The organism is uncultured Anaerovibrio sp., assembly GCF_947302755.1.
Lineage (GTDB): Bacteria > Bacillota > Negativicutes > Selenomonadales > Selenomonadaceae > Anaerovibrio.
Map to the genome: position 1 here is coordinate 1 of NZ_CAMYWM010000055.1, position 15210 is coordinate 15210.

A 15210-nucleotide genomic window follows, 5' to 3' on the forward strand; every position below is an offset into this window, starting at 1 on the left:
GATGTACGCATGGGCCGTTAAAGATGGTGTGCTGGTGGTATCCGACCAGGTAATCGTTAAGGCCCCTGAGCTGCCCAAGGAGGAGACCTCCGTAGAGGCAAAGGAGAAGCCCAAGAAGGGACCTGGAAAGAAAGAAGCAAAGAAATGATGTACAACAATGTGGATGTGTTCGGGATAATCGCGGGTGCATCCAACATCCGCACCGGGGGAAATCCCCCATACACATCAGAGGACTTCCTGGAGGCATACCCGCAATTTGGCAAAAAGGATCCGAAAACAATGCAGCCCATTATTCCGACCGTCGTGCTGGAGGCATGGGTAAAGATGGCCAATGCAAGCATATCCAAGGCACGCTACCATGACGCCTGGGAGCTTTGTATGGGCCTTTTTATTGCACATTTTCTGACCCTTTACCTACAGACCATGGCCAGCCCCGATGACCCTGTAGGTAAGATTGTTAATGCGGGCCTTGCCAAAGGAATGGTAGCAAGCAAGTCAGCCGGAGACCTGTCCATAAGTTATGATTTTTCAATCATTCAAGGGCAGGAATTCGCAGGCTGGGGAACCTACAAACTGACCGCCTTCGGGCAGCAGTTTATTACAATGGCGCGTGTTTATTCCATGGGAGGGATGGTCGTATGGTAACACTTACCGCAAGGACTATCCGAAGCGGAAAAGGAAGCATGCTGAATGCTGTCCTGCCCGTAGCCAAAAAAGAAGTGCTGGTAGGAATACCGGCAGAGAACTCCAGCAGGGAGACCCAGTCAGACGACAACATCAACAATGCAGAACTTCTGTATATCCAGAGCCACGGTGTAAGGCAGGCTGAAATGCGCGCAGAAATGCAGCAGCACATAGAAGCCGGAAAGAAGTACAGCGAGGCCCACAGCCTCTATCTGGAAAGCCATGGCTCAGCCTTGTGGCATGTTCCACCCAGACCGGTGCTGGAGCCATCTGTTGAAGCCAACAAGGAGAGGATAGGTAACCAACTGGCCCAGGCGTCCGTTGCCGCCATAAAAGGCGATGAGGATAAGCGTGACCTATATCTAGACAGGGCAGGCCAGGTGGCCGAAAACGCAGCCAAAAAATGGTTTGAGAACCCGGAGAATGGGTGGCCACCTAATGCGCCCGCCACGATAAGAGCCAAAGGATCTGACTCCCCGCTTATTGATACCGGGGAAATGAGGAAAGCGATAACCCACGTCATAAGAGAGAGGTGAGAGCCATGACCAACATAAACCTCGCAGAGATGACATATGATACAGATTTCTGTACGACCTTCACTGTCGAAAAGCACCAGGACACATGGGTGGAAGGAGAAATAGTCTCCCTGGTAACGCCGGTGACGGTAACGGGTATTGTGGCTCCTTCTTCTCCCAAAGATGTGGAAATGCTCGACATTGGAGACAGGAAACACGGCACCAAGACCTTTTATACCAACGAGGTGGAACTGGTGATAACCGACACGGAGAACACCAGCGACACCATCGTGTGGAATGGGAACCGGTACAAGCTCCTGCATGTGTGGGATTATTCAGCCAATGGTTTCTGGAAAGCAATCGGAGACTTACAGGGAGGTGTAGAAAATGAGCAGCCATAGCAACACCCTACCGGAAGTCAAAAATGCTTTTTGGAGCATGGCAAAATTAATATTAAAGGACATTATCACGGATAACCCAGATAAATGGATCCGCAAGATGTACCCCAAAGGCGGCGCGCCTGATTTTACAATCAGCGATAACGTCGTCTTTTTAAATGCAACGCCTAGAGATGATGACTACTCGAAACAGAGAGACAGCGTCTACAGGACGGAGCAGGGGACTGTAATGCGGAACGCTATGCGGACCCGCGTGTGGGACCTTAAAACCCAGGCATATGGCCCCCACGCCTTTGACGTCGTAACCGCCATGAAGGATGGTGTGTTTTTGCCAGAGGTGCAAATGCTGATGGCTAAGAAGGGCTTTTATTTGGTCCCAGAAATGCCGGTGCCAATACAGGCCAATGAAATATTTGCTGGCCAGTGGTGGGAGCGCTGGGACATTACCCTGACCTTTAATGAGGAATACCTCAGCAAGCAGGATGTAGGCGCGATAGAACACGTATATATCCGAGCTGAGGCTTTAAGATAACAACAAGGAGGAAAAGAGACATGGCATTAAAAAATGTGCTGCCACTTAATCCAGTGGTAAACATTATCGTCAATCTGTCCACCATTTCCGCACCACGTAAGGCGTTTGATACTGCCTTACTGATTGGTGATGTTGGAAATGTGGCAGATTTCAACAACGCACGCGTAGTAACCTACGACAGCGTAAATTCTATGCTGGAGGCAGGCTTTGCTGCCAATGACCGCTTGGTAAAGGCGGCTCAACTGATCATGGGCCAGCAGAAGACCCCTAAGCAGTTTATGGTAGGTAAGACCAGCACCATCAAGGTAGCAGGCCAGAACACCTACACTGTCACCACCAACGCAGCCGACGAAGATACTGTGACCTTTGGTGGCGTAACCTTGACCGCTGGGACAGACTTTGCTGTAGGTGAGACCATCGCAGCCACCGCTGGCAATTTGGCCGTGGCACTGGCAGGAAAGACAGCCATAAGCGATATCTACAGCGTAACCGTAGACGGTGACAAAATCACCATTACAGAAAAGGTGCCAGCAGGCGGCAATACCCCTGGCGCAATGACCGTAACCGGAACCATTGCGATTACAGCCGGGACTGCGATCAGCAGCACCACCAGAGCAGAGACTCCAGTGGAATCCTTTACAGCTTGCCGCCAGGCAGACGGCGAGTGGTATGTGGGTATGTACTGCGGAGCCCTGACCGATGCGCAAATCTTGGAGATTGCAGCCTACACCGAAAGCTGTACCCCAGACTCCATATTTGGGTTCACTACCGCATCCAGCGCAGTGTATGACCCACAGGACGGTGGTATTTTTAGCCAGCTGCAGGCCCTCAATTATCGCCGCACCATCGGCCAGTATTCGACGTCTCATCAGGACGCTATCGCAGCTACTGTAGGATGGGCCATGGGTGCCATGACCGGCACCGCCGGCAGCGCATACACCCTTGCATACAAGACCGAGGTAGGCGTAGAGGCAGAAAACTACGTGCAGAACTTCACCACCAATATGGTGAACGCACTAAAGAGCTTCAACGGTAATGTGTACATTAACCGCGGCACCTATTACAACATTTTCGAGGAAGGTAAGATGTTTGATGGTTCCTGGTTCGACGAAATCATCTACTTGGATAAATTCAAAAACGACGCACAGCTGGCCATCATGGACCTCTTGGTGGCCAACAATAAGCTACCTCAGACCGAGGCTGGCATGAACCGCATTAAAAATGCCATTAAGGACGAGTGCGAGCGTCTCAACCTTATCGGCTTTATTGCAGCGGGTGTGTGGAAGTCTAATGATATACTTGGCCTTGCTTACGGGGCCACCCTGCCACGCGGATATATTATCCAGAGCGAGCCAATCAATGACCAGACCCAGGCAGACCGCGACGCACGCAAGGCACCACCAATCTATGTGTCCTTGAAGCTCGCCGGCGCAATCCACCACGTAACCGTACAGGTTGACGTGAACCGGTAAAGGGAAGGAGGAAAGGGATAATGCCAAAGAAGAAAAATATTCTTGATTTTGCCTTTGATTTGCAGTTATTCGCCAATCAGAGTACATATAGCTTTACCGACGTAACCGCAACCATCTCCCATCCAAATTATGGAAGCTATTCCATCCAGGGCGAGGGTATCGGTGATATGACCATTACAAAGGCCACAGACCGCTCTGTGCATGATGTGGCCGCTGATGGTTCCATTATGACCTCCAAAATCGCTGGCAATAACGGCTCCGTGGCCATTAACGCACAGCAGACCAGCTCCCTGCATGAATTTTTGCAGGGCATGTTTAACTACCTGTGGCAGGCAGACACCAGCGAATGGGCGCAGATTTCCTGCACCATTGAAGCTCCCAAGATGGGAAAATCTTTCTATTGCACCGGTGGTGCATTCATCAAAGAGCCGGACGAGCCATTCCAGAGCCAGGGCCAGCGTGTGGCCTGGACTCTGCTTTTTGCTGATATCCAGCGCATTCAGCTCACCGGCACACACTAAGTTTCTTGATGTCGGGAAAATGGGAGGGTAAAGGCACATGTTAGGTGTGCCTTTACATTATTTTTTATGCACTAAAAGGAGAAAAAAACCATGGCACGCGAAAACGAGAAAACCGTCACCATCAAAGATAGAACATTTAAGATCGGCAAATTTGATGCATTCACCGGCTCATACATTGCTTTTACACTTTTTGAAAAGATGATGCCAATGGGCGTCGAGGAAAAGGTAATGTCCGTATTGAAGGCAGAAGGCAACAACCCGGAGGCAATGCTGCCACAGGGCCGCGCTCTTATGACTAAGGGCGAATTCTTCGCATTCCAGCGCGACTGCCTCAGCGTTGTCAAGGAAGTAATGAAGGGTGGCCATGAGCAGCCAATTTTAAACAGCAACGGCTCCTGGGGAGTGCTGGGCATTGAACGCGACACAATGCTGGTGCTCGTGCTTACCCTTCATGCCCTGCTCTTCAATGTATCCGGTTTTTTTACCGAAAACGGCTTGAAGGACTTAGCCGACAGTTTCAAGGATATGATCCCATCGAATATGCCAACCTAAACCCCTGGCTATATGCGCCGGTCATAGCCGGACGTTGGCAGCAGCACGAATTGTGGGACGGAACTTATACCCTTGATGATTTATTAGACATTCATGAGATTATGGCCGTAGAGGCTGAGAACAAATACCGGGCCGAGGAGGCCGCTAGACGCAGACAGGAGGCAGGAATGCCATGATAGGTAACATCATACAATCATACTTGGTAAGCCTTGGTGTGCAAATTGACAGGCCAGGCTTCCAGCAGGCTGACCATACCATAAGGGAGACAGGAGCCAATATCGAGCGGGTGACCTCCGGTATGGCTCGCAATTTTGTGAAGGCCCAGACCATTATAGCCTCCGCTATTGCCGGCGTTACAGCCTCAGCCCTTGGCCTTATGAAAGCGACCGCCAACCAGGACCTGGCCATGCAGAAATACGCCCGCTCCATGATGATGAGTGAAGACGCAGCATGGCGCATGAAAAAGGCCACAGACGCGCTGGGAGAGAGCATAAACGACATAGCACTCACCCCGGAGCTTTTGGGCCGCTTTACCAAGCTCACAGCCGACGGTTCCCAGATGAAAGTAGGCGGCGATTTCAAGGAGACCATGAAGGATTTCAGGGATTTAATCTTTGAATTCACCCGCTTAAAGCAGGAGGCCAGCTATGCCCTTAATTGGGTAGGCTACTACTTGATGAAATACCTCCAGAAGCCGCTGGCCGATATCCAGGAAAAATTCAAGTCATTTAACGACATGGTCATCAAGAACATGAGCGTATGGACAGAAAAGGTGGCCCGCGGGATTTACTACGTAATCGAAGTGGGCCGTCATTTTCTGGAATTTATTTTTGATGTTGGCAAGCACCTGAAGGACCTCTGGGATAGCTTCCCCAAGGGAGCCAAAATAGCCATAGCCGCCATAACAGCCATCAACGTGGCACTGAGCGCAGGGCCGCTAGGGCGAAGCATTATGCTTCTAAGCACCCTGCTGTTGCTGATAGACGACTACTACGGCTACATGGAAGGCAAGAACGCCGCCCTGGGGCCATATTGGGATAAGCTCAATGAATACCTGGAAACGGCCAGCCAATGGTACGAAACCCTGAAAAAGGAAGCAGAGCCATACTGGGATATGGTGGTAGGCTACGCCAAGGACGCCGCCAAGTGGATAAGCGAAGTGGTCACCAGCATAAAAGAATGGGGGGAGACCAGCGGTCAAGGATTACTTGACAGCTTTCTGCAAGGGGCAAAAGAAGTAGGGGAGGTTTTGGCTGATACCGTCAAGGTTACCTGGGAGGTAATATCCACCATAGGAGCACTGGCGGCAGAGCACCTGAAACACGCTGATACATTTAAGACAGTTAAAAGCATATTTGGTTCAATCTGGAAACGCCTTGTATCTTTGTGGCACACGATAGAAACAGTCATAAAATTTGTGCAGGATTTGGTCCGGGAATTGATGAAAACCAAGGAAATGCGGGACTTCTTAAAATCATGCATGGATTTAACCGATGCATTCCTGGAGCTGATAGACGCCGTATTTAAACTTTCAAATGAAATTTTCCCCGGGCTGAATAACGAAATAAGAGACACTAGTATATTGTACGCCCTCCGGGATGTGCTGCGGCTTATTCTGACAGTCATGACCGGACTGAATAAAATTACAAAACGTCTTACGGCGGCACTTAGAGATAACTTTAGAGAATGGAGAGATTTATTTAATTTACTTAAAAATAACCAGTTTATTCATACTTTCTTTAAAAAACTAAGTGAACGTATAAGCGACAGCTTAGATAAATTGGGAAAATTTGCCAGGGCTTTGGCGCAGTTTCTTAAGAACCCTAAAGATCTGAAAGCTGTCTGGGATATCCTTAAAGAAGATACAAAAGGTAAAAAAGGTGGACAGACGTCTGGCCTTACACCAACGGAACAAAAATGGGAAAATTATATCCAGGCAGCGGCCGCAAAAAACGACAGGGTGAGTGCAAATACATTAAGAGCTCTCATGATGGCGGAATCAGGTGGTGACGAAAACGCACGATCTGACGCGGGGGCCATTGGGTTAATGCAACTTATGCCGGAAACCGCTGCAGATTTAGGAGTAAACCCATACGACGCAGAACAAAACATTGATGGTGGAGCGCGATATCTTAATCAAATGTTGGAATATTACAACGGCGATGCGCGAAAAGCCATAGCGGCTTATAACTGGGGTTCCGGTAATGTAGATGATGTGATCGAAGAATACGGCGATGATTGGGAAAACTACCTACCAGATGAGCCCAAAAATCACATTAAAAAGGTTATGCGCTATCGAGACCAATATGAATCTAACACAACTTACGGATATACTCCATCCGGTAAACCATTTGATAATCGGTTTTGGAGGATTTGGTCATCAAAAGAAGGCATGGACGCTCCGTGGGATAGCACTGCAACCAACGTACAAGGCTGGAAACCGGAAGTCGTTGATTTCATGAATGAGCTAGGGCCAGCTCTTAACAGATCTGGAACCATAGGAGTCATAACTGGTGCCGCCGAAGGCAGTGAATATGGCCACGAAGATGGCCCATATTCGCATGAGACAGGATACAAGGTTGATATTGACGACAGCAAGATACCTGAAGGAAGCAAAGCCTACGATATCCTGCAGGGTATGGTAGAAAAATACGGTGGTCAAATGGTCCACGAGGTAGACAGAGGGCACTACGATATCGTAATCTACCCAGCAGAACAACAACAATCTGTAGTACAAAGAGCTGCCGATATTGCCTCTGAAATGCCAGGAAACGTGGTGCCGGTAACAGGTGATGTCATCGGAGCCGCAGCAGAAACGACTGCTGAAAACGGAACCATTGAAGCCGCAAAAGATATACTGGATCTAAACCCAATAGGAGCCATAGCGCAACGCGCGAAAGAAATCGGAAAAGAAATAGGAAAAGAAATCTTTGGTAATGGCCAAACCACTGAAGCCAAAAAAGATGGTGTGCTACAACCGATGTCTACAGGATTTGTAGATAGCCAAGACAGCTCCAGCCAATGGGGGCTATCTGGAATGATGGCTTTCATGCGCGAGCTGCGACAAAGCCTACCGACGGCAAACATGGATTTGGTTACTAACCTAGTAGCTGGCGGAGCTGGGAGCTATCGAGACTACGCAGGAACCAACTACAGCCATACAGCTAACGTCACCAACAACGTAAATATAGACCTTACTATAAGCGGAGAAGGTAAAACTAATGCTGATGTGGCTCAGATGGCAGCTGATACAGTGGTAAAAAGCCTGGAGAGCCGCGCGGCATTCCAAGAGCGGAACATTTATAGTGGCTCAGGCGGTCCGGCATTCGTATAAAGGAAGGAGGCAACCATGGGCGTAGATAGGGGACTATCCCTCGATGGTGTGTATTATTTGGCTGATGTTATCAATAACCCAACGCAAAAGCCAGACTGGATGCAATGGGGAAGGATACTGGGCCAAATGACAGGCAATTACAATATCCTTAGTTTTATTACGGGATTTTCCGGCCTGCAGAATTTTATATTTCAAGGGAAAAATTGGACCATTGGAGGCATGGCCTTTGATGGTATATTAAGGACCGACCACAGCTCGCATGTCAGGACCACGCAATACCCGGTGCAGACCGGCGTGACCATGACCGACCATGCCATTATAGAGCCGGCAGAGCTGACTATAGACATTATGATGACGGACACGGCCAATACGGGCCTTTTTGGACAGGCAAATGATAACCTTGGCTCCTTCCTTTTGCAGGGCGTAGGCAACATGCTGGGTGGCGGTGTGCAAAAGGCGGTGTCCATTGCCATGAGTGCGGACAAGATAATATCATCCGGCATTCTTGGGGACGATATGAAGAAGAACTACGGTGGCCTTTTTGACTGGTTGAAAAGCGAGGTAGACGGGCCATCCAGCATATCAACCATAGGAGAAGGCCGCAGCATTAACGCATGGAAGGCCCTAAAAGCAATGCAGCTGGACCGCCAACCTTTGACGGTGGTAACCAGACTGCAAACCTACGAGAATATGATTATTGAGGATTTGAGCGCACCGGACGATTACCAGACACTGAACGCGCTGAAATGCTCTGTGCATTTAAAGCAAATTCTTTTTGCAAATGTTGCAGAGGTTAAAACCGCGGCCCGGCCAGCTGTAACCAAAGAGGCAACCCAGGGAGCACAGCAACCGGTGCAGAATCTTAATAACGACACTGCGCTAAAAGCACTTGGAAAAGGCGTGTCAGGAGCCCTGGGCGCGTAGGAGGTATGATAAATGACATCAATTGTACCAATGATAGCAATACCGAATCATTCCTACTCCTGCACTATTCCACTGACCACCAAGCGCAATGTAACACTTAGATTTACCATGCAGTATAACGAGGTGGCCAGCATTTGGTATGTGTTCGTGGATAAAGACGATAAGAATATTTTATCATCGTACCCGCTCATACCGGCGCAGGACATCCTGGAGCAATTTCAATACATGGATATAGGCCATGCCTACATCATGCCAAAGACCCAGATAACGGCTCAATTTCCAAATTACAATACCCTGGATAGCGAATGGGTGCTTGTATGGGCAGGTGATGAATAATGGCTGAGGAAGAAAAGCAGCAGGAACAAACAGCAGAAGCTATGGGTATTCTGTACGGCAGAAAATGGCTGATACAGATTTATAAACCAGCATACAAAGAGAACGAAAACGGCGAAAAGGAGCGGGACACTGAGAACGATACAGCCATCGATGTGTCCGACCTTCGCTGCATTTTTAACGTCAAAAAAGACGTCAATAGCTTTATTACAATAGGGACCCTGGTTATTTATAACCTTACGGCAGAGACAGAAAAAGGAATTATAGAGGAAGGCTTTCAAATTTCCATTTTTGCCGGGTATGAGCAGGGCCAATATGGAGAAATTTTTACGGGCGATATTGTACAGGTTATACGGAACCGGGAAGACGGCATCAATTATAAGCTGGAGATATTAGCAGCCCACGCCATAAAGGAATTTTCATGGAATTTTATCCGGTCCTCTGTGGCAGCCAACAGCACTGCCAGACAGAGAGCCGAAGAAGCCTGCAAGCAGGCCGACACCCCGATAGAGGTAGACGAAATCAGCGAGAATATCCCTGACCAGCCGCTCCCCCGGGGTAAAATTTTCTTTGGTAAACCATTCAAGTATTTAAGAGACATAGCCATACATAATAATGCTTTTTTCGAGCTTAACAGCGGCGAAAAGGTGTCCATGCATGGCCTAAACGACGAAATACCGGAAAATATGTGCATAGAAGTAGCACCGGAAAGCGGGCTGGTAGGTACGCCGAAATACACGGACAACGGTATTATTATTAAAACCTTGCTGGATCCGCGAATTAAACCGTGGACCCTGGTCAAAATCAACAACGAGATTATACAGCGCACCTTGATAAACATTGACCCACAAATGAAGACATCACAGGGCACCAATGGCACCGAAAAGGCCAGCAACGAACAGAAAAATCAAAAGACAATGTTTGATGAAGATGGCGAATATGCAGCCCTTAGTGTGACTTACCAGGGTGACACCTGGGGAGACGAATGGTCAACAGAGATAGTAGGACTGAGCCGAAATGGTAGATCGGGCCTCTTTACGGCCATATCACAAGCCGACCAGTCTGTGCAGGCATAGGAAGGAGGAGCCATGCTAAACATATTCACAAGAACCATGAACAAAATGGAGCAAAGGCTCAGAAATATGGATGCCTATGGGATAGACCTCCGTGTGGCCTGCCCCGCCATAGTCAGGAGCGTCGACTACCAAAGACAGACACTGACATGCCAGCCGGCAATAAGAGAGCGCATGAACGACGGTAAAGGGAACCTATCATGGATAGAAATACCGGAGCTGCTGGATGTGCCTTTTTTTGTGTATTCAGGCGGCGGGTATTGCCTCACCCTCCCAATACAGCCAGGGGATGATTGCCTGGTGATATTTGGAGACAGCTGTATGGACGCCTGGTGGCAGTCAGGAGGCGTCCAAAACCAGATAGAGAGGCGCCGGCACGACCTATCGGATGGCTTCGCTCTTGTGGGATTTAGGAGCCAGCCAGCCGTGGTGTCCGATTATTCAGCCGACACGGCCCAGCTGCGCAACGCGGCAGGAGACGCGTATATAGAGATAAGCGGCAGCACCATCAATATCCACGGTGCCGGAGGCGTTAACATTGATGGCGGCACCAAAATAGACGACCGCGTCTTTTTAGGCCATACGCACACCGGCGTAGAGCCTGGAGGCGGCAACACAGGAGGTGTGTCGTAATGCGCTATAGAGCTTTAGACGAAAACGGCGATATGGTCATGCGTAACGGCCAAGCCTACAAACAAGATATCGAAGCTGTCCAGCAGGCGTGCGCCACCCGGCTCCGATTGCTCATATATGAGTGGTGGGAGGAGATAAAGGACGGTGTGCCGTACTGGCAGCAGATTATAGCCAAGCGGGACATAGAGGAGGCCCTGCGGCTTATCCGCAAAAGGATAGCGGGGACCTCCGAAGTAATCAGCGTATTGGACATGGACCACGAATGGGACAACGAAACCCGCGAGCTAAAGATAAGGGCAGCGGTGCAGAGCACCTACGGCCCGTTTGAATTGGAAGAAGTGCTAAGGGCAGAGGAGGCGTAATATGGCTTATTTCGCACCGTATGTGGATGAGGCAGGACTTCACATACCTTCATACATTGATATCAGAAATGATCTGCTGGCGCAATTTCGCCATATTTACGGCGATGATTTATACCTGGAAAATGACTCCCAGGACTACCAGATGATATCAGCATTCGCCAGCAAGACCTACGATACAATGCTCCTGCTGCAAATTGTTTATAATAACCACAGCCCAAAGACAGCCGTTGGAACAGCCCTGTCCTCCCTGGTAAAACTAAACGGCATCGCCAGGAAGCCAGCCAGCTATTCTACATGCGTGCTGACATTAACAGGCACTGTGGGCACCGTAATCGCCGCAGGCAGCGTCAAAGACGACAGCGGGAACATATGGAACCTGCCAGCCAATACGACCCTCACAGGGGCCACTACGGAGGTTACAGCCCAATGTAGCACATTGGGAGCCGTAGAAGCTGTACCAGGAACAATTACCAAGATAAACACGCCACAGGCCGGGTGGATTTCAGTCACAAACGAAGTGCCAGCCGTGGTAGGACAGCCAATAGAACTGGATGAGGAACTGAGGGAGCGGCAGGCAATATCGGTAGCTCTGCCAAGCCGGAACATGTTGGATGGCACCAGAGCCGCCATAAAAGCCATTAGTGGTGTGTCCAGAAGCTACGTGTACGACAACGACACGGCCGTAACCGACTCCAACGGTATACCATCGCACAGTATATGTGCCGTGGTGGAAGGCGGCCTGGAGGCAGATATCGCTGAGGCAATATATCTGCACAAGGGCCCTGGAGGGGGAACCTACGGCACCACCACTTATAACTACATCAATGAGGATGGCGTAACAACGCCCATACGCTTTAGCAGGCCAGTTTATCATTCCATAGACGTTACCATCACAGTAAGACGAGGGACCGGATATACAGCCGACCTTTTAACCATCATACAGGAAGCCGTAGAGGCGTACCTGTCGTCCCTTTCCATAGGCGATGATGTGTATTTGACTGGCTTAATGACAGCCATAACCTCCGTGGTGGAAAATCCAAAGCAGCCAGCTTTTTTATTAGCTACACTGACCGTGGGAGAAACTGGCAGCAGCCAGGGCACCACAGATGTAGCTATCCCATATGATGGAGTAGTAAGCGTTGGCACCGTATCCGTAACGGAGGTGACCTAACATGTCACTCCTAAGCGCATATCAGGATTTAATTACCAGTGAGCACCGGGGGAAGCCCAAATACATGGCCACAGTAACTGCACTGCTGAAACATTCAACCGACATTTACAGCTGTGGAGTGTATCTTGATGATCAATTTGATTTGGACCTTGCAGAGGGAAAACAAGAGGATATCCTAGGCGATAACGTCGGCAAAAGCCGCAAAATGCCGTTTGAGCTTATCACTACTGGCAGCAATACCCTGGACAACGAAAGCTACCGCACACTCCTAAAATCCACCATAGCCAAAAATCTATGGAAGGGCGGCATAGAAGACCTGGAAGACATATGGCTGAACCTTTTCCAGGAGCGCATCCGCATCGTCGACAATCAGGATATGACCATTGAGGTGCAAATCCTTAACGTACCATCAAGCGTTATACAAGAGCTGATAGTCATGGGCCAGATTGTACCAAAGCCGCAATCTGTGTATTTAGGCTACAACCTCATAAGAGACCTGGGAAGCATGATATATGTGGGGGCTGGGATATCCCAGCATAAACGCTTTACATTATATCCGGCTAAGCCTACAGACCAGACAGAAAATGGCATGTACTATATCGGTGGTGCAATAAGCCAGCATATCAGATATGAGGTATCACTGGAACCGCCAACAAACCAAGAAGTGCAAAAAATAGTGTACTTTGGTGGTGGCTTCACAAGACATAAAAAATTCACAGTACAAGAAACGGAGGAATGAGAATGTCGAATTGGTCAGGCGGCGTATTAACAGCCGCAGGAAGAACATTACAAGCAAAAGTAGAGGCGGGGACCACCCCGCTGGTCCTTACCAAAATCAAGCTGGGCGACGGCACCGAAAGTATGGATGCCGTGGATAATTTGACCGATTTAGTAGGAGCTAAAGCGGTACTGGGTATCAGCTCCGCAGTATCAGAAGGGGACCACGCCACAATAACCGGCGTCGTACTTTCCACCCAGCTGCAGGCTGGCTTCTGGTGCCGGGAATGGGGCCTCTTTGCGCAGGATCCTGTTGCAGGTGAAATCCTGTACATGATTACCATCGACAATCAGCCGGAATGGCTCCCAGCGTCGACAGCAGCGGCCCAGGTATCTGCTACCTATGCCATGAATATCGCCGTGGCCAATGCAACCAATATCGAAGTACGGATTGACCCAGCAGGGCTGGTTGATGTCGAAATGCTGGATAGCTACATGGGCCTTGCAAAGCGCTCCACTGCATGTGTTCTTGGTGATACAGCCATGCTTGAAAACTTGCCAGCCATGTATTTTTTGGAGTGTACGACTGCCGGTACCACCGGGGCTACCGCACCAGTGATAACTCCACCAGTAACTGAAGGCACTACCATCAATGATGGTACCGTGGTCTGGACAGTCCGCCGGGCTGTCTGCGAGAATGACTATCCAAAGACATCCTTTGGAACAGCAGTTGTTAACCATCTGCTGAGGTCCACATTGGCCCGTCTGATATCTGCTGTAAGCACTGACAGCGTTTTTTCCAAGTTGCTTAAACTTGCACTTGAAGCAGCAGGACTCCGGTACAGCATGGGTACAAATGGGTATATCTGTCTGGGATCTCTGTTTGGGCACTTAATTCTACAGTGGGGAGTAAAATACGGCTTATCAACAGAAGGAACCATCACATTACCCATAGCATTCGCCTCAAAAAATACGTATGTAAATGCTATCCACATGGGTTACGATAGTACAATCAACTGTGTAGTATACGACTTGGCTACAAGTGGATTTAAATTATGTACGAATCGTTCTAGCGCAACCAACTATATGTGGTTAGATATTGGATATTAATAACCTATGGCAAACCAATTGTACGTTATGCCTCCAGTTGTAGCAGTACCTTTTTCGAAATAACTATCGAGGTAGCCTAGGCGTATGGTACCAGCTATTCTGTAATATCCAATATCGCCCGATTCTCTAGGCATGACAGGTATAACAAAAGCAGAATAGTTAGAAGTAAAAGCTATCGGGAAGCCAATAGCATTGAGGTTGGTATGAGCTATATTATGTCCCCACTGTATATGGTGGGATTAAATAATTTTTTTATTCTTACTTAAGAGAAAGGATGATTGAAAAATGTATTTATGTAAATTTGATTTGGAAGGAAAGCGTGTCGCTACAGTTGTAGACGGCATTCACTTCAAAAACAAGAAGGAAAAGAAGGTCTATACTGACCGTGGCTACATCGAAACCAGCGCTGAAGACTATGCCTATTATGTAGGCAACCGGGGAACAGGTGCAAATGGTACCGGCTATGTCCGTGGATCTGATGGCAAGCCAGTATCTGCACCGCCATACACACCGACCAAAGATGAGAAGCTGGCACGGCTTGAGTCTGAGTATCAGCAGGAAAAGGCCAAGCTTGAAGGCTATTTTAATACCGCTTTATTGATGGACGATACCGAGACGCAGGAAGAGCTTAGAAGCGAGATGGCAGACCTTGCCGACTGGTATGCGGAAGAGAAAAAGGCAATCATTGACTAAAAAGGAGGCAAAAACATGGGAAGAATTGTAAAAGAACGGTGTCCGCATTGTAACAAAGTAATGCGGAACGATGGTACAGAGGCAGAGCCAAAATGGGTCTGCAACAATCCAAAGTGTATCGAGTATGTAGCTGTACCACCGAAGGAAGAAGAGGCAGGAGGCACCAAGGAATGAAGAAATTAATAT

Annotated in this window: 19 protein-coding genes and 1 pseudogene; all 20 read left to right on the top strand. The window is 48.9% G+C overall.

Going from position 1 to position 15210, the window contains the following annotated elements; all coding sequences use genetic code 11:
• Positions 1-144: 144 nt before the first annotated feature.
• The 20 genes and pseudogenes from Q0Y54_RS06825 to Q0Y54_RS06920 all read left to right on the top strand — a co-directional run bounded on the left by Q0Y54_RS06825 (position 145) and on the right by Q0Y54_RS06920 (position 15198).
• Positions 145-645 (top strand): DUF4054 domain-containing protein, encoded by a 501-nt coding sequence (locus Q0Y54_RS06825; RefSeq protein ID WP_297965633.1) that lies wholly within the window; start codon positions 145-147, stop codon positions 643-645.
• Positions 639-1220 carry a hypothetical protein gene (locus Q0Y54_RS06830; protein WP_297965635.1) on the top strand — a complete coding sequence of 194 codons (582 nt, stop codon included), beginning with the start codon at positions 639-641 and terminating at the stop codon, positions 1218-1220. The genes Q0Y54_RS06825 and Q0Y54_RS06830 overlap by 7 nt, the downstream gene beginning before the upstream one ends.
• Before the next feature lie 5 nt (positions 1221-1225).
• On the top strand, positions 1226-1600 hold the full coding sequence (locus tag Q0Y54_RS06835) for a hypothetical protein (protein ID WP_297965637.1): 375 nt from the start codon (positions 1226-1228) through the stop codon (positions 1598-1600).
• A 37-nt stretch (positions 1601-1637) separates the two neighbouring features.
• Positions 1638-2129, top strand: a complete 492-nt coding sequence (locus tag Q0Y54_RS06840) for an aldehyde dehydrogenase (protein WP_297965639.1) — start codon at positions 1638-1640, stop codon at positions 2127-2129.
• A 20-nt stretch (positions 2130-2149) separates the two neighbouring features.
• A complete protein-coding gene (locus tag Q0Y54_RS06845; RefSeq protein ID WP_297965641.1) occupies positions 2150-3601 on the top strand; it encodes a DUF3383 family protein in 1452 nt (483 codons plus the stop codon).
• 20 nt (positions 3602-3621) lie between these two features.
• Positions 3622-4122, top strand: a complete 501-nt coding sequence (locus Q0Y54_RS06850) for a phage protein (RefSeq protein ID WP_297965644.1) — start codon at positions 3622-3624, stop codon at positions 4120-4122.
• Between the two features lie 90 nt (positions 4123-4212).
• Entirely contained in the window at positions 4213-4674 is a 462-nt protein-coding gene (locus Q0Y54_RS06855) for a phage tail assembly chaperone (RefSeq protein ID WP_297965646.1), read from the top strand.
• A 50-nt stretch (positions 4675-4724) separates the two neighbouring features.
• Complete coding sequence (locus tag Q0Y54_RS06860; protein WP_297965648.1) at positions 4725-4850, top strand: DUF6889 family protein; 126 nt, start codon at positions 4725-4727, stop codon at positions 4848-4850.
• Positions 4847-8008 (top strand): lytic transglycosylase domain-containing protein, encoded by a 3162-nt coding sequence (locus Q0Y54_RS12640; RefSeq protein ID WP_366072427.1) that lies wholly within the window; start codon positions 4847-4849, stop codon positions 8006-8008. Before Q0Y54_RS06860 ends, Q0Y54_RS12640 begins: the two co-directional genes overlap by 4 nt.
• Positions 8009-8023: 15 nt before the next feature.
• Positions 8024-8932, top strand: coding sequence for a phage baseplate protein (locus Q0Y54_RS06870; protein WP_297965649.1), 909 nt, complete (start codon positions 8024-8026; stop codon positions 8930-8932).
• Positions 8933-8944: 12 nt separating this feature from the next.
• Positions 8945-9268 (top strand): phage baseplate plug protein, encoded by a 324-nt coding sequence (locus tag Q0Y54_RS06875; protein WP_297965651.1) that lies wholly within the window; start codon positions 8945-8947, stop codon positions 9266-9268.
• On the top strand, positions 9268-10341 hold the full coding sequence (locus Q0Y54_RS06880) for a hypothetical protein (protein ID WP_297965653.1): 1074 nt from the start codon (positions 9268-9270) through the stop codon (positions 10339-10341). The genes Q0Y54_RS06875 and Q0Y54_RS06880 overlap by 1 nt, the downstream gene beginning before the upstream one ends.
• Before the next feature lie 66 nt (positions 10342-10407).
• Positions 10408-10734, top strand: a pseudogene (locus tag Q0Y54_RS06885) (Gp138 family membrane-puncturing spike protein); the annotation flags it as partial.
• Between the two features lie 6 nt (positions 10735-10740).
• Positions 10741-10971 (top strand): hypothetical protein, encoded by a 231-nt coding sequence (locus tag Q0Y54_RS06890; protein ID WP_297965669.1) that lies wholly within the window; start codon positions 10741-10743, stop codon positions 10969-10971.
• A complete protein-coding gene (locus Q0Y54_RS06895) occupies positions 10971-11333 on the top strand; it encodes a hypothetical protein (RefSeq protein ID WP_297965655.1) in 363 nt (120 codons plus the stop codon). Before Q0Y54_RS06890 ends, Q0Y54_RS06895 begins: the two co-directional genes overlap by 1 nt.
• A 1-nt stretch (position 11334) precedes the next feature.
• Positions 11335-12504: a baseplate J/gp47 family protein gene (locus Q0Y54_RS06900; RefSeq protein WP_297965657.1), complete on the top strand. Its 1170-nt coding sequence runs from the start codon at positions 11335-11337 to the stop codon at positions 12502-12504.
• A 1-nt stretch (position 12505) separates the two neighbouring features.
• Positions 12506-13243: a DUF2612 domain-containing protein gene (locus tag Q0Y54_RS06905; protein WP_297965659.1), complete on the top strand. Its 738-nt coding sequence runs from the start codon at positions 12506-12508 to the stop codon at positions 13241-13243.
• 2 nt (positions 13244-13245) lie between these two features.
• Positions 13246-14331 carry a phage tail protein gene (locus Q0Y54_RS06910; RefSeq protein WP_297965661.1) on the top strand — a complete coding sequence of 362 codons (1086 nt, stop codon included), beginning with the start codon at positions 13246-13248 and terminating at the stop codon, positions 14329-14331.
• 285 nt (positions 14332-14616) lie between these two features.
• Entirely contained in the window at positions 14617-15024 is a 408-nt protein-coding gene (locus tag Q0Y54_RS06915) for a hypothetical protein (protein WP_297965663.1), read from the top strand.
• Positions 15025-15039: 15 nt separating this feature from the next.
• Positions 15040-15198 carry a hypothetical protein gene (locus tag Q0Y54_RS06920; protein ID WP_297965665.1) on the top strand — a complete coding sequence of 53 codons (159 nt, stop codon included), beginning with the start codon at positions 15040-15042 and terminating at the stop codon, positions 15196-15198.
• Positions 15199-15210: the final 12 nt, after the last annotated feature.